15 protein-coding genes are annotated in these 18,892 nt (G+C 71.3%); 12 read left to right on the forward strand and 3 right to left on the reverse strand.

Annotation, left to right across the window (positions count from 1 at the left end; translation table 11 throughout):
- Window positions 1-10 precede the first annotated feature (10 nt).
- Together QMK34_RS02740 and QMK34_RS02745 are read right to left on the reverse strand one after the other, a co-directional pair.
- A complete protein-coding gene (locus tag QMK34_RS02740) occupies window positions 11-2,401 on the reverse strand; it encodes an excinuclease ABC subunit UvrA (protein ID WP_326411034.1) in 2,391 nt (796 codons plus the stop codon).
- 124 nt (window positions 2,402-2,525) lie between these two features.
- Complete coding sequence (locus QMK34_RS02745; protein ID WP_326411036.1) at window positions 2,526-2,870, reverse strand: VOC family protein; 345 nt, start codon at window positions 2,868-2,870, stop codon at window positions 2,526-2,528.
- A 193-nt stretch (window positions 2,871-3,063) separates the two neighbouring features.
- Between QMK34_RS02745 and QMK34_RS02750 the strand changes: the two genes are divergently transcribed.
- The 7 genes from QMK34_RS02750 (at window position 3,064) to QMK34_RS02780 (ending at window position 8,541) form a co-directional block, all read left to right on the forward strand.
- On the forward strand, window positions 3,064-3,690 hold the full coding sequence (locus tag QMK34_RS02750) for a DinB family protein (RefSeq protein ID WP_326411038.1): 627 nt from the start codon (window positions 3,064-3,066) through the stop codon (window positions 3,688-3,690).
- Window positions 3,691-3,889: 199 nt separating this feature from the next.
- On the forward strand, window positions 3,890-4,273 hold the full coding sequence (locus tag QMK34_RS02755; RefSeq protein ID WP_326411040.1) for a DUF5684 domain-containing protein: 384 nt from the start codon (window positions 3,890-3,892) through the stop codon (window positions 4,271-4,273).
- Window positions 4,274-4,359: 86 nt separating this feature from the next.
- On the forward strand, window positions 4,360-5,418 hold the full coding sequence (locus tag QMK34_RS02760; protein WP_326411042.1) for a medium chain dehydrogenase/reductase family protein: 1,059 nt from the start codon (window positions 4,360-4,362) through the stop codon (window positions 5,416-5,418).
- A 97-nt stretch (window positions 5,419-5,515) separates the two neighbouring features.
- Window positions 5,516-5,920 (forward strand): cupin domain-containing protein, encoded by a 405-nt coding sequence (locus QMK34_RS02765; protein ID WP_326411044.1) that lies wholly within the window; start codon window positions 5,516-5,518, stop codon window positions 5,918-5,920.
- A 124-nt stretch (window positions 5,921-6,044) separates the two neighbouring features.
- On the forward strand, window positions 6,045-6,668 hold the full coding sequence (locus QMK34_RS02770; RefSeq protein WP_326411046.1) for a TetR/AcrR family transcriptional regulator: 624 nt from the start codon (window positions 6,045-6,047) through the stop codon (window positions 6,666-6,668).
- Window positions 6,665-7,840 carry a GDSL-type esterase/lipase family protein gene (locus QMK34_RS02775; protein WP_326411048.1) on the forward strand — a complete coding sequence of 392 codons (1,176 nt, stop codon included), beginning with the start codon at window positions 6,665-6,667 and terminating at the stop codon, window positions 7,838-7,840. The genes QMK34_RS02770 and QMK34_RS02775 overlap by 4 nt, the downstream gene beginning before the upstream one ends.
- 32 nt (window positions 7,841-7,872) lie before the next feature.
- A complete protein-coding gene (locus QMK34_RS02780) occupies window positions 7,873-8,541 on the forward strand; it encodes a GNAT family N-acetyltransferase (RefSeq protein ID WP_442785083.1) in 669 nt (222 codons plus the stop codon).
- A 50-nt stretch (window positions 8,542-8,591) separates the two neighbouring features.
- Here the strand turns inward: QMK34_RS02780 and QMK34_RS02785 are convergent, their stop codons facing one another.
- Window positions 8,592-11,258 (reverse strand): helix-turn-helix transcriptional regulator, encoded by a 2,667-nt coding sequence (locus tag QMK34_RS02785; RefSeq protein ID WP_326411050.1) that lies wholly within the window; start codon window positions 11,256-11,258, stop codon window positions 8,592-8,594.
- 215 nt (window positions 11,259-11,473) lie between these two features.
- Between QMK34_RS02785 and QMK34_RS02790 the strand changes: the two genes are divergently transcribed.
- The 5 genes from QMK34_RS02790 to QMK34_RS02810 all read left to right on the forward strand — a co-directional run.
- Window positions 11,474-11,797: a hypothetical protein gene (locus tag QMK34_RS02790; RefSeq protein WP_326411052.1), complete on the forward strand. Its 324-nt coding sequence runs from the start codon at window positions 11,474-11,476 to the stop codon at window positions 11,795-11,797.
- A complete protein-coding gene (locus tag QMK34_RS02795) occupies window positions 11,794-13,173 on the forward strand; it encodes an FAD-dependent oxidoreductase (RefSeq protein WP_326411055.1) in 1,380 nt (459 codons plus the stop codon). Before QMK34_RS02790 ends, QMK34_RS02795 begins: the two co-directional genes overlap by 4 nt.
- Window positions 13,173-13,883 carry a DUF6875 domain-containing protein gene (locus tag QMK34_RS02800; protein ID WP_326411057.1) on the forward strand — a complete coding sequence of 237 codons (711 nt, stop codon included), beginning with the start codon at window positions 13,173-13,175 and terminating at the stop codon, window positions 13,881-13,883. The genes QMK34_RS02795 and QMK34_RS02800 overlap by 1 nt, the downstream gene beginning before the upstream one ends.
- The gene (locus QMK34_RS02805; protein ID WP_326411059.1) at window positions 13,880-17,110 is read left to right on the forward strand and encodes an amino acid adenylation domain-containing protein; all 3,231 of its coding nucleotides are present in this window, start codon (window positions 13,880-13,882) and stop codon (window positions 17,108-17,110) included. The genes QMK34_RS02800 and QMK34_RS02805 overlap by 4 nt, the downstream gene beginning before the upstream one ends.
- Window positions 17,107-18,892 (forward strand): condensation domain-containing protein (locus tag QMK34_RS02810; protein WP_326411061.1); only part of this gene is annotated, 1,786 nt, incomplete at its 3' end. The genes QMK34_RS02805 and QMK34_RS02810, both read left to right, overlap by 4 nt.

Consider the following 18,892-nt stretch of genomic DNA (forward strand, 5'->3'; position numbering starts at 1 on the left):
GGGCCTGGCCTCAGGTGCCGACGTAGGCCGCGAGGTGCTCGCCGGTGAGCGTGGAACGGGCGGCGATGAGGTCGGCGGGCGTGCCCTCGAAGACGATCCGGCCGCCGTCGTGGCCGGCGCCGGGGCCGAGGTCGATGATCCAGTCGGCGTGCGCCATGACCGCCTGGTGGTGCTCGACGACGATGACCGACTTGCCGGAGTCGACGAGCCGGTCGAGCAGGCCGAGCAGCTTCTCGACGTCGGCGAGGTGCAGGCCGGTGGTCGGCTCGTCGAGGACGTAGACACCGCCCTTCTCGGCCATCCGGGTGGCGAGCTTGAGCCGCTGCCGCTCGCCGCCGGACAGCGTGGTGAGCGGCTGGCCGATGGTGAGGTAGCCGAGCCCGACGTCGGCGAGCCGCTCGAGGATCCGGTGCGCCGCCGGTGTCTTCGCCTCGCCGTCCCCGAAGAACTCCCCGGCCTCGGCCACTGACATCGCGAGCACCTCGCTGATGTCGCGGCCGCCGAGGTGGTACTCCAGCACCGAGGCCTCGAACCGCTTGCCGTCGCACACCTCGCAGGTGGTGGCGATCCCGGCCATCATCGCCAGGTCGGTGTAGATGACACCGGCGCCCTTGCAGGCGAGGCAGGCGCCCTCGGAGTTGGCGCTGAACAGCGCGGGCTTCACCCCGTTGGCCTTCGCGAACTCCTTGCGGATCGGGTCGAGCAGCCCGGTGTACGTCGCCGGGTTGCTCCGCCTCGAGCCGCGGATCGCGGTCTGGTCGACCGACACCACGTCCTCGCCCGGCGGGATCGACCCGTGCACGAGCGAGCTCTTGCCGGAGCCCGCGACGCCGGTGATGACGACCAGCATGCCGAGCGGGATGTCGACGTCGACGTCGACCAGGTTGTGCGCCGTCGCGCCGCGGATCTCGAGCGCGCCGGTGGGCGTCCGCACCGTCTTCTTGAGCGCCGCCCGGTCGTCGAAATGGCGGCCGGTGATGGTGTCGCTGGACCGCAGCCCCTCGACGGTGCCCTCGAAGCAGACGGTGCCGCCCGCCGTGCCGGCGCCGGGACCGAGGTCGACGACGTGGTCGGCGATCGTGATCGTCTCCGGCTTGTGCTCCACGACGAGCACCGTGTTGCCCTTGTCCCGCAGCTGCAGCAGCAACTCGTTCATCCGCTGGATGTCATGGGGATGCAGGCCGATCGTCGGCTCGTCGAAGACGTAGGTGACGTCGGTGAGCGAGGAGCCGAGATGGCGGATCATCTTGGTGCGCTGCGCTTCGCCGCCCGACAGCGTGCCCGACGGCCGGTCGAGCGAGAGGTAGCCCAGCCCGATCTCCACGAACGAGTCGAGGGTGTGGCGCAGCGTCGTGAGCAGCGGTGCCACCGACGGCTCGTCGAGCTCGCCCGCCCAGTCCGCCAGGTCGCTGATCTGCATCGCGCAGGCTTCGGCGATGTTGATCCCCTTGACCTTCGACGATCGAGCCGCCTCGGACAGGCGGGTGCCTTCGCACTCGGGGCAGGTGGTGAAGGTGACCGCCCGCTCCACGAACACGCGGATGTGCGGCTGCAGCGAGTCGACGTCCTTGGACAGCATCGACTTCTGGATCTTCGGGATCAGGCCCTCGTAGGTCAGGTTGATGTTTTCGACCTTGATCTTGGTCGGTTCCTTGTAGAGCAGGTCGTTCAGTTCCCTCTTGGTGAACTTGCGGATCGGCTTGTCCGGGTCGAAGAAGCCGCAGCCGCTGAAGATGCGGCCGAACCAGCCGTCCATGCTGTAGCCGGGAATCGCGAGGGCGCCCTCGTTGAGCGACTTGGTGTCGTCGTAGAGCTGGGTCAGGTCGATGTCGTTGACCGAGCCCCGGCCCTCGCACCGCAGGCACATGCCGCCGGTGATGGAGAAACTGCGCCGCTCCTTGACCGTCTTCCCGCCGCGCTCCATCGTGACCGCGCCCGCTCCGCTGATCGAAGCGACGTTGAAGGAGAACGCCTGCGGCGAGCCGATGTGCGGCTTCCCCAGCCTGCTGAAGAGGATGCGCAGCATGGCGTTGGCGTCGGTGGCGGTGCCGACGGTGGAGCGCGGGTCGGCGCCCATCCGCTGCTGGTCGACGATGATCGCGGTCGTCAGGCCGTCGAGCACGTCGACCTCGGGCCGGGCCAGCGTCGGCATGAAGCCCTGCACGAAGGCGCTGTAGGTCTCGTTGATCATCCGCTGCGACTCCGCGGCGATCGTGCTGAACACCAGCGAGCTCTTGCCGGAGCCGGAGACACCGGTGAACACCGTCAGCCTGCGCTTCGGGATCTCGATGCTGACGTCCTTGAGATTGTTCGCGCGCGCGCCGTGCACGCGGATCAGATCATGGCTGTCCGCGACGTGCGGCGCAGGCGACTGCGTGCCCGCTCTGGTGGCCTTGCTCATCGTGTCTCCATTTTGGTCAGCGGGGGCGCCTTCGCGGTCTCCGTCGGCGTCGCCTGGCTCGATCTAACCAGCTTCGAGCGGTAAGTCCGGTCCTCTCTGCACCGGCGCGGTGTCCGGACGGCCCTCACCGGTCCTGGAGCAGCCCGAGGACATTGCCGTCGGAGTCGGTGAAAGTGGCCACCAGGCGGCCGCCACCGACGTCGTGCGCGGGCTCTTTCACGGTGGCGCCCGCCGCCGTCACCTCGGCCAGCTTCGCCTCGATGTCGGGCACGTGCCAGTAGGCCACCGGCGAGGTCGTCCCCCGCGGCCCGCCGTTCGGCACCAGCCCGATGTGCTGCCCCTCGCTGTCGAAGCCGACGTAGTAGGGCCCGTCGGCCGTCGGCGGGACGCCGAGCAGGGCGGCGTAGATCACCTTGGCCGTCGCGAGGTCGGACACGGGATGCAGCACGGTCTTGATTCCCTGGGTCATGGTCACTCCTGTTTTCCCGTGGATCGGCTGTCTACGGCGGTCACGCTAGCCGCGGCCGGGGGCCCGCGCTTCTCGATTCCTGATCGGTCTGGTCGCCCGCCCCACCCCGCGGCACCGGAGTCCCCTGTGGACCGCCGACGCTTCGCCCGCGAAGCCCGCGGAAACTGTCGGTGGTCCGAACTAGGCTCGCGACATGAGCCAAGAATCCTCGGCACGCACTGGAATGGCGGCCGATCTGCACCGGTACCTCCAGGAGTCGCGAGAGAGCGTTCTCGCCTCCCTGGAGGGCTTGAGCGAGTACGACATCCGGCGGCCGATGACGCCCACCGGCACCAATCTGCTCGGGCTGGTCAAGCATCTCGCGAGCGGCGAGCTGGGCTATCTCGGCGAGTCCGCGGGCCGTCCGTTTCCCGTTCCGCTGCCTTGGAACGAAGACGGGTCCGTCTGGGACGGTGCCGACATGTGGGCCACGGCCGAGGAAACCAGGGAGGAGCTGGTTTCCCTGTACCGGGCCGCGTGGCTGCACTGCGATCAGACGGTCGACCAGCTGGGCCTCGACGCGCCGGCGCACGTGGCTTGGTGGCCGGAGGAGCGCCGGGAAACCACGCTGGGGTCCTTGCTCGTCCGTGTCGTGGCCGAGACGGCCCACCACGCGGGGCACGCCGACGTCGTCCGCGAAATGATCGACGGCCAGGCGGGTCGGGATCACGAGGAGCTCGGCGACGCCGCCTGGTGGGCAAGCTACGTCGAACGCATCGAGCAGGCGGCCTCGAGCCACCGAGGTCCCACCCCGGCGGCACCGTCCGAATCCACCACCTGATCGAGCGAACTCGACGGCACAGCGAAACCGCGGACATCTTCACACCGAAACGAGAAAGGTCCGTATATAAGGGTTCTCGCTCTTGACGGGCCCTTTCCGTGGCGGCCCGCGCACGCCGCGGTGAGGCACTAAGGTCACCACACCGGCGTCTCCAGCCCCCGTGTCGGATCCCTCACTCGGAAAGAAGCAGACCTCAACCATGAACTACGAGACAACGACATCCACCGGCGGTTCAGGATTGCCCTTCGGCTTCGGTGGCGCGGGCCTGATCCTCGGCGTGCTCGCGATAATCGCCTTGTGGAAGGTGTTCGGCAAAGCCGGCAGGCCGGGCTGGGCGGCGATCATCCCGTTCTACAACGTCTACACCCTGCTGAAAGTCGCGGGCCGCCCCGGCTGGTGGCTGATCCTGCTGTTCATCCCGCTGGTCAACATCGTGATCGGCATCATCGTGTCCGTCGACGTCGCCAAAGCATTCGGCAAGGGCGGCCTGTTCGGCTTCTTCGGCCTCTTCGTGTTCTCCATCATCGGTTACCTCATCCTGGGCTTCGGCCAAGCCCGCTACCTCCGCACCGGCCCGCGCTGACCCGCGGCGGCCGCCGACAGGGCGACGTTGCACCACCGCCAGTTAGATGTTATAACTTTCATAACAGCTACTAGCGGAGGTGCGCGGTGAACGACGCTCGGCAGGACCACAGTGACCAGGAAAACGGACAGCTGACCCAAGTGGTCCTGCCCGGCAAGGTCGATCCGGACGGGCTCCGGCTGACCCGCGGAGTCGTCCCCGCACCGGCGAAAGGCCAGGTACTGGTCGCGGTGGAAGCCACCGGGATCTCGTTCGCCGAGCAGCAGATGCGCCGCGGCCGCTACTACGACCAGCCGCCGTTTCCCTTCGTACCGGGCTACGACCTGGTCGGCACGGTGGTCTCCACCGGCGACGGGGTCGACCCGGCGCTGCGCGGCCGCCGGTTCGCCGTGCTCACGAAGGTCGGCGGCTGGGCCAGTCACGTGGTGGTCGACGCGGCCAAACTCGTCAGGGTCCCCGACGGCGTCAGCGCCGTCGACGCGGAGACCGTGGTGGTCAACGGCATCACCGCGTGGCAGATGCTGCACGGCAGGGCCCGGATCCACGCCGGGCAGACGATCCTCGTGCACGGCGCGAACGGCGGCGTGGGCTCCACCCTCGTGCAACTGGCCCGCACCGCGGGGGTGCACGTCATCGGCACCGCGTCCGCCCGCCACCACGACGCGCTGCGGGAGCTGGGCGTGATGCCGATCGACTATCGGCACGAGAACGTGCCCGCCCGGGTTCGCGAGCTGGCGCCCGACGGCGTGGACGCGGTGTTCGACCACGTCGGCGGGCGCAGTGTCGTGGACTCCTGGCGCCTGCTCGCCAAGGGCGGGACCCTCGTGTCTTACGGCTCCGCCTCGACGAAGGACGACACCGGCTCCAAACAGCTGCCGGTGCTGAAGATCCTCGCGCGAGTCCTGCTGTGGAACGCGCTGCCAACCGGCCGCAGCGCCAGTTTCTACAACATCTGGGCGGGCCTCAAGCGCGAGGACAAGTTCAACGCCCGGCTTCGCCACGACCTCACCGAGGTCTTCGAAGCCATGCGGTCCGGGCAGCTCACCGCGCAGGTCGCCGATGTCCTGCCGTTCAGCCGCGTCGCCGACGCCCTGCGGCTCGCGGAATCCGGCACCGTCGCCGGGAAGGTCGTGCTGACACCCTGAACCACCTTTTGCCGATACAGCAACTACAGTTGCCAGGTCGTGCACGGGGGTCGCAGTCTGGTGGTCAAGCCGTCGACCACGATCAGGAGGCCACCCGATGACCACCCACGAAAAATCCTCGCTGGGCAACCGCGTCCACCACGTCCGAGCGGGCGAACTGGACGGCAACACCGCGCTCAGCGGCGCCACGGTCGGCTCGCGGCGACTCTGGATGGGCCTGGTGGAGAATCCGCCGTCCAGCTCGACCGACAACCACCACCACGGCGACTCGGAAGCCGGGATCTACGTGGTCAGCGGTCATCCCGTGTTCGTCTACCACGACGGCACGAAGGAAGTACGGATCCCCGCGGGCCCCGGCGACTTCCTGCTGGTGCCCCCGTTCGTCCCGCACCGCGAAGAGAACCCCGACCCGGACGAGCCCGTGGTCGTGGTGATCGCCCGGACCTCGCAAGAGCCCATCAAAGTCCCCCTGCCCGAGCTTTACCACCTCGACCGTCCCTGAAGGCCACCATGACGGCGTCTAACGCCGTCATGGTGGCCTTCAGGGACGACCCGGAACGGCTGTGGTAAATTGCCTATAGGGGTTAGGTAGTTGCCTAGTGAGGTTAGTCGTGAAGGGGGTGGGTATGGGTCGTGCGGGGTTGACCACGGAACGTCTGACCCGGGCGGGCGCGGATTTGGCCGATGAGGTCGGCTTCGACGAGGCGACCGTCTCCGCGCTCGCCAGGCGGTTCGACGTCAAGGTCGCGAGCCTGTACTCGCACGTGAAGAACTCCGAGGACCTCAGGACCAGGATCGCCCTGCTCGCACTGGAAGAACTCGCGGACCGGGGCGCCGCCGCACTGGCCGGACGCGCGGGCAAAGACGCCTTGACCGCCTTCGCGAACGTCTATCGCGACTACGCCCGCGAGCACCCGGGCCGCTACGCCGCTGCCCAGCTGAGGCTCGACCCCGAGACTGCGGCCGCCAGCGCGGGCGGCAGGCACGCGCAGATGATGCGGGCGATCCTGCGGGGATACGACCTCGCGGAGCCGGATCAGACACACGCGGTCCGCCTGCTGGGCAGCGTCTTCCACGGCTACGTCAGCCTGGAAGCCAGTGGCGGGTTCAGCCACAGCGAGCCCGGCCCGCAGGAAACCTGGCCGTGGATCCTGGACGCCCTCGACGCCCTGCTGCGGATTTGGCCGGAATCCCCGCTGGAATCCCCACCGAACAAACCACACCTCTCGAGCACCAGGTTGGAACGATGAGCACCGAACACCACTGGATCACCACCCCCGTCACCGCGGACCTCCTGCGCGGCGCCCTCGAACTGGAGCGCACCGAACGCGGCGTGCTCCCGCACCGGCTGCCGGCCAAGGCCCGTGCAAAGGGCGCCGACGCGCAACTGGCCATGGCCGAGTCCCAGCCGTCGGGCGTCCGGCTGGTCTTCCGCACCAGTGCCACCGCGATCGAACTGGACACGGTGCCCACCAAACGGGTCTACGTGGGCGTCGCGCCCTTGCCGGACGGCGTGTACGACCTGCTCATCGACGGCCACCTGGCCGGCCAGTCCAGTGTGCCGGGCGGCAACACCCTGGTGATCGACATGGCCGCCGGGTCCGCCGAGCACCGGCCGGGCCCGGCGGGCACCCTTCGCTTCACCGGCCTGCCCGGCGGGGTCAAGGACGTCGAGATCTGGCTGCCGCACAACGAAACCACCGAACTCGTCGCGCTGCGCACCGACGCACCCGTCGACCCCGCACCGGCGGGGAACAGCCGGGTTTGGCTGCACCACGGCAGCTCGATCAGCCACGGCTCCAACGCCGCGAGCCCCACCACCAGCTGGCCCGCGCTGGCCGCCCGGCTCGGCGGCGTCGAGCTGGTCAACCTGGGCTTCGGTGGCAGCGCCCTGCTCGACCCGTTCACCGCCCGCACCCTGCGCGACACCCCCGCGGACCTGATCAGCGTCAAGCTCGGCATCAACCTCGTCAACGCCGACCTGATGCGCCTGCGCGCCTTCGTCCCGGCGGTGCACGGCTTCCTCGACACCATCCGCGAGGGCCACCCGGCCACTCCGCTCCTGGTCGTCTCCCCCATCCTGTGCCCCATCCACGAGGACACCCCCGGCCCCAGCGTCCCGGACCTCAGCGGGGGGCAGCTCCGGTTCCGGGCCACGGGCGACCCCGCGGAGCGAGCGGCCGGGAAGCTGACCCTCGCCGTCATCCGGGACGAGCTGAGCCGCCTCGTGAAGCAGCGGGCGGCGGACGACCCGAACCTGCACCACCTCGACGGGCGCGACCTCTACGGCGAGGCGGACTTCGCCGAGCTGCCGCTGCCCGACGAGCTCCACCCGGACGCCGCCACCCACCGCCGCATCGGCGAACGCTTCGCCGCCGCCGCCTTCGCGCCCGGCGGCCCGTTCACCCCCGGCCGCGGCTGAAGGCGGCGGCCGCCCCGGTATCGTCACGGCCGATGATCACGCACCCGAGGCACCCGGAACTGACCCGCCCGGTGCTGTCGGGGTCCGCGGCGCTGTCGGGGTGGAAGGTGCGGCTGCGCGAGATCGAACCGGCCGACCGGCGCACGCTGACCGGGTTCGACCGGGACTCGGCCGACGGGCGGATGCCGCAGGTCGGCGGGCACCGGCATTGGGCGGCACACCGGTCGAGTGCGGCCGATGCGGGTGACGACGACCTCCGGTTCGCGATCGAGACGCTGCACAGCGGGCTGCTGGTCGGGTCGATGTCGGCCAGCCGGGCCGATCCGCGCCCGGACCGGTTCAGCTACAGCATCGGGATCGGGCCACGGCACCGGCGGTGTGGCTATGCCGAGGACGCCATCACCGTCCTGCTGACGCACATGTTCGGGCAACGCCACTACCGCCGATGCGAGGTCGGCATCTACGGCGGCAACCTGGCCTCGCTGACGCTGCACGCCGGGCTCGGCTTCCGGGAGGAAGTCCGCCTGCCCGACACCGAGCTGTCGCACGGGGAAATCAAGTACCTGGTGCGGATGGGCGTCACCGCGGACGAGTTCGCCGGGCTCCACCCGGATTCCACCGAGCCACGCCCGTTCGGCCGCCCCCGGCGCGGACGGCACTGGCGCACCCGCCGGGGCCAGCACTGGGACACCAGCCGTTGACCGCGGGCTGAGCGCTCCGGCCCGGTGAATCAGTCCACAGTGGATTCACCTCAGCCGTTGAGCCGGTGGGCGATGCCCGCGCGGCTGGTGAGGTCGAGCTTGCGCAGCACCTGCCCGACGTGCGCGTCGACCGTGCGGGGGCTGAGGAACAGCTCGGCGGCGATCTCCTTGGTGGCCAGGCCGCGCACCACCATCTCGGCGACCTGCCGTTCGCGGCGCGACAGGCTCCGGTCGGTGCCCGCCACCGGGTTCACCTTGCGCCGCCCGGCGAGCTGACGCTGGACCCGGGTGGCTTCACGCAACAGCGAGCCCGCGCCCGCGGTCTGGAACAGGTCGCGGGCCTCGGCGATCCGCTGGGTCGCGGCGTCGAACGAACCCTGTCGCCCCAGCACGTCCGCGACCACCAGGATCGCGCGGCCGCGGTGCAGCGCCATCGACACCCGGCCGAACGCCACGGCGGCCGAGGAAGCCGCCGCCAAGGCCGCGGGCAGGTCTTCCTTGGCCACCGCGCACGCGGCGCGCGCGAGCATCGCCGTGCCGACCTGGCTGCCCAGTCCGGTCGCGGCGGCCAGGTCCACGGCCTCCGCCGAGAAACGTTCGGCGTCGGCGGGCGCTCCCGCGGCCAGCGCCACGCGGCAGCGGTGGGCGAGCCTGCTCGCCAGCATCGGGTCGGTGCCCAGGTCTGCGGGCGGTTCCAGCGCGCCGGGGAACAGGTCGAGCTCGAAACCCGTCTCGATGAGGATCTGCTCGACCGTCCGCCGCCACCATCCGACGGCCGGGCGGGGCAGCTTCTCGACGGCACGCCACTGGTGCTCGGCCGCGGTCCGTTCTCCCGCGGCGAGCAGGATGCGGAGCTTGATCGCGCCCGCCATCGGCAGCACGTCGCGATGCCCGAAGCGAGCGGCCGCCGTCTCCGCCTCCACCGCGGCCACCGCCGCCTCGCTCAGCCGTCCGAGCTTGAACAGCAGGTAGCTGTGGACCGAGTGCAGATGCGGCAAGCCGTCCTTCGACCCGCAGGCGCGGCTCACCTGGAAGGCCCGGTCGAGCTGGGCCAGCGCGCGGCGGTCGTCGTCGAGGAAGTAGGAGGCCCAGCACAGCGTGGCCGTGCTGTCGAGCACCGACCGCAGCTGGACGTCGTCGAGCAGGTCGAACCGGCTCGCCGCGGCGCGCTGCGCGGTGATCGCCTCCGCCACCCGCCCGGCGCCGATCGCCACGATGGCCTGGACCGCGGACACGGCCGCCCCGACCGCCGGATCCGCCGTGGACCCGGCCGCCAGGCGCCGCAGCCTGCTCGCCGAACCCGCGAAGTCGCCGTCCAGCAGTTCCAGGTGCGCGAGTTCCAGCTCGACCTGCTCGTCCGCCGCGTCGGCCGCCGTGATCGCCGCTTCGGCCAGCACGCGGGCACGCCGGGTCCGGCCGAGGGAGCGTTCGCAGCGCGCAAGGAGCAGCAACACCTCCGGGTGAACGGGACCGGGCCAGGTGGTCAGCGACGCCAGCTGGGCGCGTGCCTGCGCGGGTTGTCCCGAGGAGATCAACGCCTTGCCATGGAGCACGCAGAGCCGGAAGTGCTCGTGTCCCCCGCGCAGCCGCTCGGGCAGATTCGCCAGCGCCACCGAGAGCCAGCGCGCGCTCGCGCCGGGATCGGTGTCCAGCACCTCCTCCCCCGCCACCGCGAGTTCGCCGACCGAGACGAGGTCGTGGCGGCGCAGTGCCTTCTCCAGGTGATAGGCGCGAGCGGTCAGGGGAGCGTCCAGCTCGCGGAGGTGGACGGCCGCGCGGTGATGGGCGCCTGCCCGCCAGCCGTGCCCGGCGAGCCGCCGGGCGGCGGCGCGGACCAGCGGATGCCGGAACCGGACGCCGCGGTCCGAGGCGACCAGCACCCCGCGGCGCAGCAGCCGTTCGAGCAGCTCGGCGACCTCGGTCTCCGGCAGTTCGGTCATCACCCTGACCAGGTCGAGGTCGAGCACGGCGCCGCAGAACACCGCGGCCTGCGCGAACAGCCGCTCCCGTTCGGGCAGCCCGGACACCTCGGCGAACAGGACGCGCTCCAGCGGCAGCATCGGCCGGTCGCGGGCAGCGGGCTGCTCAGTGCCCGCCTCCGGCCAGGTGTGCGCCGGGAGTTCGGCGAGCAGCAGCAGGTACAGCGGGACGCGGTGGGCCTCGGCGGCGATCCGGTCCCGCTCGGCCTGGCCGAAGCCGGGCAGCAGCAGGGCGATCTCCTCGTCGGTGAACGGCGGCAGGTCCAGGTACCGGGTCGGCACACCCGCGACGCGCAGGCTGTGCGTGAACGCGGGCGGCAGCACCTCATCGCGGGCGGAGAGCAGAAGCCCGCAGCCGCCGTTGGGTCTTCGTGCCAGTGAAGCGAGTAGTCGCAGGGACTCCTCGTCGGCCCAGTGCACGTCGTCGACGACCACCAGCGTCTCCCGCCCCGCCAGCAACCGGACGACGCGGTCCTCGGTCACCGGGCCCTCGCCCGGGGGCCCGCCCAGCGTCTCCACCAGGCGCCACGCCAGCCCCGAGGGTGCGGCACCGTCGGGCTCGGAGCCCGCGACGCCGACCACCCTGTCCACCTTGGCCGCCGCGCGGCGCGCGGCCTCGGCGAGCAACCTGCTCTTCCCGATGCCCGGCGGTCCCGCCACCAGCGTGACGCCCGCGGCCGGCCGCTCCAGGCACGCCGCCAGCTGTGCGGACCTGCCGACGAATTCCCCCTCGGTCACCAACTCCCCCTTCGTCCCGGCAGTCGAATTACCGTACTTTCACGGATGCTGCGACTCGCCAATACACGGTTTTATTTGCTTCACAGCCGCGCCCGGAAATCAGCCGGGTAACTGGGGCACAGGCTACTGGCGGTTATGCCGCCCCGGCTATCGGCCAATAGGCAGAACTTTGCCCGCACTTTCGGGCAGCCTCGCGAATACCAGCAGGAGGATCGGTGAACACCAGCGGCCCCACCGGCGTCGGCCGACCGGATTACCTGGCCGGAGTCCGCTATGCGGACACCCGAGGCAGCCACTTCCTGGAATCGGGCGAACACATTCCGCAGCCGCCGACAGCTGGTTCACATTTAGCGGCGATTACTCCCGTCACCCGGAACGCGACCCGTGGTAACCACTGGCACACCTTTTTAGCGGAATCGGTGAAAAACGACCGAACTGTGTATCCGCGAGGCAATACCCGGCACCGTGCAAATATCACCGAACGGTGTGGTCACAATTGCCGTGCCGGATTCACGGCCACCGGAACGGTGCCGGAATGAGCGACGGCAGACGGGTACTAGTGGTCGGGGCCGGGCTCGCCGGCTCGCTCGCCGCCATCCACCTGGCACGGCTCGGGCACCAGGTCGAGATCTACGAGCGGCTCCCCGACCCGCGGACCGCCGCCCGCAACGGCGGCCGGTCCATCAACCTGGGGCTGTCGCAGCGCGGCATCCGGGCGCTTGACGGCGTCGGCCTGCTCGACGAGGTCCTGCGCGTGGCGGCGCCGATGCGCGGCCGGGTCATCCACCAGCGCGACCGCGAGCTGGACTTCCAGCCGTACGGCAGTCAGGAGGACCAGATCCTCCGCTCGGTGCTGCGCGAGGATCTCAACGGGATCCTGCTCACCACGGCACTCGGGCTCCCGAACGTGCGGGCCCACTTCGGCGAGACGTTGACCGGGCTCGACCGCGGCTCCGTGACGAGTGCCCCGGTCTGCCGGTTCACCGGCGCCGGTGGCGAGCACGAGGTGTCCGCCGAGCTGGTCGTCGGCGCCGACGGCGCGTTCTCGGCCGTCCGGACGCGGTTGCTGCGCGGCCTGCCCGCCGACTTCCACCAGCGGTTCCTGCCATGGGGATACAAGGAGTTCGCCGTGCCGGCCGGGCTGCCCGGCGAGCTGCGCAGCGCGCCGGACTCGCTCCACGTCTGGCCGTGCCACGACGGCCTGATCGTCGCGCACCCCAACGTGAACGGCTCGCTGACCGCGACCGTGTTCCTCCCCCTGTCCGGTGACGAGAGCTTCGAGACCCTCACCACCGAGCAGTCGGTGCGGAAGCTGTTCGACACCCGGTTCCCGGACGTGCGGGAGCTGGTGCCGGACGTGGTCGAGCAGTTCCTCGGCCACCCGACCGGGCACCTGGTGACCGTCCGCAGCTCGCCGTGGCAGCACGAGGGCCGGGTGGTGCTGATCGGCGACGCCGCCCACGCGGTGTACCCGTTCTACGGCCAGGGCATGAACTCAGCGCTGGAGGACTGCACGGTCCTGCGGGAATGCCTGGAACGCGACGACTGGGCCGCGGCGCTGCGCACCTTCCAGGAGCGGCGCAAACCCCACACCGACGTGCTCGCGGACCTCTCGGAGCAGAACTTCGACGAGCTGCGCACCCGGCTGGCCTCCCCGCTGTTCCTCGCCCGAAAGAAGGCGGATCTCTTGCTGAGCAAGACTTTCCCCGGTCGCTGGGTCCCGCTCTACACGATGGTTTCCCACACCACGATGCCCTACGCGGACGCGCTGAGCCGTGCGCGAAGGCAGCACACCGTTCTCACCTGGGCGAGCATCGGCACCGCACTCACCACAGCTCTGTGCGGGTACGCGCTCTCCCGCCGCGGGCGGACATCCCGCACCCGCGGACAGCGCCACGACGGAGGCAGACGCTGATGCTCACCCATCCGACCGACCCCAGCCGCGTCCTGGTGGAGCGGAGCGATCTCGATCCGCTCGCCCTGCCCGCGCAGCTGCGCCGCTACGAGATCCACCTGCGCGCCATCTTCGACTGGGGGCAGGGCTATCTGTCCAGCCCACATCCCGAGCTCGGCCGGGCGGGCAACGTCTGCCCGTTCGCGCAGCCTTCCTTGCTGCAGGGGAGGTTCTTCCTCGCGGTCCAGCCGGGGACGCCGACCGAGGGGCCGCAGCTCGCCGCGACGTTGCGGTTCTACCGGAACTGGTTCCTCGACCTGGCGCCGCGGCGGCTGCCCGCCGCGAAGCTGACCACGATCCTGCTGCTGTTCCCGGACGCCCCGCACGACGAGGTCAGCCGGGTGGTCGACGCCGTGCAGAACGCGCTGAAGTCGGAGTATGTCGACGAAGGCCTGATGCTCGGCGAGTTCCACAACGGCCCGCCGCCCAAGGGCGGGCTGTGGAACGCCGCCTTCCGCCCGCTGCGCAGCCCGGTGCCGATGCTGGTGGTGCGGCACATGGTGCCCACCGACTACCCGTTCCTGCGGGACGACACGGAGCAGACCCGCGCCTACCTCCGGCTGTTCGGCGACCAGATCCCGGGCCCGCTGCGCGAACAGGTCGAGAACGACCGGCTCGCGCTCGAACTGACCGAGCCCTGCGCCGACCAGGCCGGGATCGGCGCGCCGTGACCGAATCCGTGTTCCCCTGCTCCCCCGGCCAGGAGCGGCTGTGGTTCCTCGACCGGCTCGACCCCGGCTCCCCGGTCCACAACGTGCCCGCGGTCCTACTGCTTTCGGGTCCGCTCGACGTCGCCGCGCTGCGGCGGGGTTTCACACTGGTTTCGCGGCGGCACGACGTCCTGCGGACGGTCTTCCGTGAGCAGGACGGCGTCGGAGTGCAGGTCGTCCGCGAAGACGGCGGCTTCACGTTCGACCTCCGCGAAGCAGGCACGGACGCCGAGGCCCACGAGGCCGCGGAGGCCGAGATCCGCGCGCCTTTCGACCTGACCGCCGGGCCGCTGGCCAGGGCGCTGCTGGTGCGACAGGCCGAAGACCGGCACGTCCTGGTGATCACCCTGCACCACGGCGTCTCCGACGGCTGGTCGCTCTCACTGCTGCTCGACGAGCTGACCGAATGCTACCGCGCGCTGGTGACCGGCACCGCTCCCGAGCTGCCACCGCTGCCCGGTCAGTACTCGGATTTCGTGCGGTGGCAACGGGATTACCTCGCCGGATCCGAGGGCGCCGAACTGCTCGCAGAGTGGACCGACCGGCTGCGCGGCGCGCCCGAGCTGATCACCCTGCCGACGGACCGGCCCCGGCCCGCGACGGCGTCGCACCGGGGCGGGATCCACGAGTTCGCCTTCCCGGCCGGGCTGACCGGCGCCATCCGGCGGCTCGCCGCCGGGCGCGGCGCCACGGTTTTCATGACCGTCCTCGCGGCCTACCACGCCCTGCTCTCGCGCTACAGCGGGCAGGACGACGTCGTGGTCGGCACCGTCGTGGGCCAGCGCTCGCAGGTCGACACCGAGAACCTGATCGGGTTGTTCGTCAACACCGTCCCGGTGCGGGTTTCGACGGTGGGCGAACCGAGCTTCGGCGAGCTGCTCGACGAGGTCTGTGACGTGCTCGTCGACGCGCTGGGCGGCGCGGAGATCCCGTTCGAGCGGGTCGTCGAAGCGGTCCGTCCCGAACGCAGCCTGAGCCACTCGCCGATCTACCAGGTCGGGTTCAACGGGCACGGCACGAGCGGCGAACCGCCGCGGCTGGCCGGGCTCGAGGTGACCGACTTCGCCGGGCCGCACACGGCGACGACGAAGCTCGACCTCATGCTCGGCGTCCGCGACGAAGGCGAGCGGCTGCACGGCTATCTCGAGTACAGCACCGACCTGTTCGACGGCGAGACGGTCGCCCGCTTCGCCCGGCACCTGCTGACCTTCCTGACCGCGGTCACCGCGGACCCCGCCCTGCTGATCAGCGAGGTCGGGCTGCTCGACGACGCCGAACGACGCGACGCCCTCGCCGCCGGGAACGACACCGCCCAGGCGTTCCCGGCGGTGGCGTCGGCGCTCGACCTCATCGCGGTCCACGTGCGCGAGCGCGGCGACGCGACGGCGATCGCCGGTGCGCTGACCTATCGCGAGCTGGATTCCCGGGCGAACCGGCTGGCCCACGCGCTGCGGCGGCGCGGCGTCGGCCCGGACGTCACCGTGGGCCTGTGTGTGCGCCGGTCGGCCGAGATGGTCGTGGCCCTGCTGGCGATCTGGAAGGCGGGCGGCGCGTACGTCCCGCTGGACACGGCCTGGCCCGTCGAGCGGCTCGCCCACGTCGTGGCGGACGCCGGGGTCCGGATCGCGGTCACCGACCGCGAGAGCACCGAGCGCCTGCCGACCCTGCCCGGCTGGTTCGATGTGGTCGTCGATGTCGACCACGATGTAGACCAGGACTCCGCGGAACCGGCCACCGCACCGTCGGTCGAGCTGGATCCGGCGAACCTCGCCTACGTCGTCTACACCTCCGGTTCCACCGGGCAGCCCAAAGGCGTCGCGGTGCCGCACCGGGGTGTGGTGAACCTGTTGTGCGGCTTCGGCGACCGGCTCGGGGTGACCGGCGACGACGTCTGGGCCTCGGTCACCACGCTCTCGTTCGACATGTCGGTGCGGGAGCTGCTGATCCCGCTGACCCGCGGCGGGTCGGTCGCCGTGATCGGCGAAGCCGACTCGGCAGAGCCCGCGGCGTTGTCGGCGCGGCTCGCCGACTGCGGCGCGACGATCCTGCAGGCAACGCCGACCCGCTGGCGGATGCTGCTGGCGTCGGGCGGGGTGCCCGCGAAGGTGCGCAAACGGCTGAGCGGCGGGGAAGCGCTGAGCCGCGAACTCGTCGACGCACTGACCGCCGACGGTGCCGAGGTGTGGAACCTCTACGGGCCCACCGAAGCCACGATGATCGTGTCCGCCCACGCTGTCGGCCCCGGCGGGGGGACGGTGCCGCTCGGGCCGCCGCTGCCGAACACCCGGCTCTACCTGCTCGACGGCGCGAAGAACCCGGTGCCGCCCGGGATCGCGGGCGAGATCCACCTCGGTGGCGCCGGGGTCAGCCGTGGCTACCGGTCCCGGCCCGGCCTGACCGCGGAGCGGTTCGTCCCCGATCCGTTCACCTGCGACGGCGGGCGGCTGTACGCCACCGGGGACCTCGCGCGCCGCGGTCCCGGCGGGACACTGGAGTTCCTGGGCAGGCTGGACCACCAGGTGAAGATCCGCGGCCTGCGGATCGAACTCGGCGAGATCGAGGCGCGGCTGCGCGCCGACCCCGAGGTGTCCGACGCGGCGGTCCTCGCGCGGACCGTCAGCGCCGACGACGTCCGGCTCGTCGCCTACGTCGTGCCCGCGAGCGCGGGCCCGTCCTGGCCGCCGATACGGGATCGGCTCGCGTCCCGGCTGCCCGCGTACATGGTCCCGGAGGTCGCGGTCCTGCTGCCCGCGCTGCCGCTGACCAGGACCGGCAAGACCGACCGGGCCGCGCTGCCCGAACCGGTGTGGGAGGACCACCGCGCGCCGGACCGGGTCGCCCCGCGCGACGTCGTCGAGCGGGCACTGGCCGGGCTGTGGCGCGAGGTGCTGGCCGTCGGCGAGATCGGCGTGCACGACGACTTCTTCCACCTGGGCGGGCATTCGCTGCTCGCCGCACGCCTGCTGGCCAAGGTGCGCGAGCACTTCCAGGCCGACGTCGGGCTGCGCACACTGTTCGGCGCGCGCACGGTCGCGACGTTCGCCGCCGCCCTGCGCCGGGCGGAAGCCGAGCCCGGCGTCACCGAAGAGATAGCGCTGCTGCGCGAGCAGATCGCCGAACTGCCCGACGACGAGGTCCTCGCCCTGCTCGGTTCCCCCGCTGATCCCCACCCAGGAGCGCATCGATGACACAGCAGGACCGGGACCGGCTGTTCAAGCTGCTGGCCGCGCGCAGCGGGCTCGCCACCGCGACCAGGGAGTCCGCGATCCCCCGCCGCCCCACCGGCGGGCCGGTCCCGCTGCTGCCCGCGCAGCGGCAGCTGTGGTTCCTCGACCGGCTGGGCGCGAGGGACGGGGTGTACACGATCACCCAGTCCTGGCGGCTGTCGGGCGCACTGGACGTCGCCGCGCTGCGCCGGGCGCTGGCCGCGGTCGTCGACCGGCACGAGGCGCTGCGGGCCGGATTCGAGGAGCTCGAAGGCGAACCGGTCCAGGTCATGGCTCCGCCTGGCACCGCCCCCGAACTGTCTATTGTGGACGTAAGACACGCGGCACGGCCGCGGGATCGGGCCGACGCGGTGCTCGCCGCCGAGCGGGCCAGGCCGTTCGACCTGGCGGAACCGCCGCTGGTCCGCGGTCTGCTGGTGGTGCTCGCCCCCGACGTCCACCTGTTCGTGCTGACGGCGCACCACATCGTCGCGGACGCCGCTTCGGTCGGGATCATGCTCCGGGAACTGACCGAGCACTACGGCGGCACCGCCCTGCCGTCCGAGCCACCCGTCCAGTACGGCGACTACGCGGTCTGGCACGCCGGTCATCCGCTCGACGCGGGCGAAAAGTACTGGCACGAAACACTTCACGACGCCCCGGCGCTGCTGGAGCTGCCGACTGACCGGCCGCGCCCGCCCGCCGAGTCCTTCCGCGGCGACGGCCACTCGTTCGTCATCCCGGCCGAGCGGGCGGCGGAGCTCGCCGAGTTCTGCCGCCGCCACGGGGTCACCGCCAACACGGTGCTGCTGAGCGCGTACGTCCTGCTGCTCGCCCGACATTCCGGCCAGGACGACGTCGTCGTCGGGATGCCGATGCGCGACGAAACCGTGCCGGGGATCGAAAACTGCGTCGGCATGTTCGCGAACACCGTCGCCGTCCGCACCCGGCTTCGCGGCGAACCCACGGTCACCGAGCTGCTCACCCAGGTGCAGGAGGCCTGCGTCGGCGCGCTGGAGCACCAGCGGTACCCGTGGGAGCGGGTGGCCCGATCGCTCCGGCCCGCCAGGGATCTCAGCCACAACCCGGTTTTCCAGGTGATGTTCGTGCTCAACGCCACCGGCGACGGGCTCCGGCTGCCGGGGATCGACGCGGAGTGGCTCGACCTGCCGGTGACCACCGCGCGGTTCGACCTGACGCTCGCGCTGGCGACCACCCCGGACGGGATCGAGGGGCGGCTCGACTACGCCACCGACCTGTTCGACGCCAAGACCGTCGCTCGGCTGGCCGAGCACTACGAACAGCTGTTGCGAGCGCTGCTGGCCGCCCCGGAAGCGCCGGTGTCCCGGCTCGACGCGTCGACCGAGGCGGAACGCCGGCGGCTGCGCGACGGCGGGCATCCGGCCGCACCGGCGCCGGTCACCGACGGGACGCCGGTCCACGTCCTCATCACCCGCCAGGCCGCGGAGACCCCGGCCGCACTGGCCGTCACCGAAGGCGGCGAAAGCCTCACCTACGCCGAGCTGATCACCCGCGCGAACGGCCTCGCCGCGCGCTTGCGGGAACACGGTGTCGGGCGGGGAAGCGTTGTCGCGCTGGGACTTCCGGCCGGATGCGCCGCTTTCACCAGCTTGCTCGCCACGCTGCTCGCGGGCGGCGCGTACCTTCCGCTCGACCCGGGCCACCCGCACGCGCGACTCGACTCGCTGCTGGCCGACGCCGCCCCGGCGGCGCTGATCACCACCCGCGAGCACAGCGCTGCCT

Origin of the sequence: Amycolatopsis sp. H20-H5 (assembly GCF_035828755.1) — a bacterium.
Classification (GTDB): domain Bacteria; phylum Actinomycetota; class Actinomycetes; order Mycobacteriales; family Pseudonocardiaceae; genus Amycolatopsis.

Bases quoted from the DNA above. Each gene is read 5' to 3' on its own strand.
- QMK34_RS02740 (WP_326411034.1), bottom strand. From the start codon at position 2,401: ATGAGCAAGGCCACCAGAGCGGGCACGCAGTCGCCTGCGCCGCACGTC.
- QMK34_RS02745 (WP_326411036.1), bottom strand. From the start codon at position 2,870: ATGACCCAGGGAATCAAGACCGTGCTGCATCCCGTGTCCGACCTCGCG.
- QMK34_RS02750 (WP_326411038.1), top strand. From the start codon at position 3,064: ATGAGCCAAGAATCCTCGGCACGCACTGGAATGGCGGCCGATCTGCAC.
- QMK34_RS02755 (WP_326411040.1), top strand. From the start codon at position 3,890: ATGAACTACGAGACAACGACATCCACCGGCGGTTCAGGATTGCCCTTC.
- QMK34_RS02765 (WP_326411044.1), top strand. From the start codon at position 5,516: ATGACCACCCACGAAAAATCCTCGCTGGGCAACCGCGTCCACCACGTC.
- QMK34_RS02770 (WP_326411046.1), top strand. From the start codon at position 6,045: ATGGGTCGTGCGGGGTTGACCACGGAACGTCTGACCCGGGCGGGCGCG.
- QMK34_RS02775 (WP_326411048.1), top strand. From the start codon at position 6,665: ATGAGCACCGAACACCACTGGATCACCACCCCCGTCACCGCGGACCTC.
- QMK34_RS02780 (WP_442785083.1), top strand. From the start codon at position 7,873: ATGATCACGCACCCGAGGCACCCGGAACTGACCCGCCCGGTGCTGTCG.
- QMK34_RS02795 (WP_326411055.1), top strand. From the start codon at position 11,794: ATGAGCGACGGCAGACGGGTACTAGTGGTCGGGGCCGGGCTCGCCGGC.
- QMK34_RS02800 (WP_326411057.1), top strand. From the start codon at position 13,173: ATGCTCACCCATCCGACCGACCCCAGCCGCGTCCTGGTGGAGCGGAGC.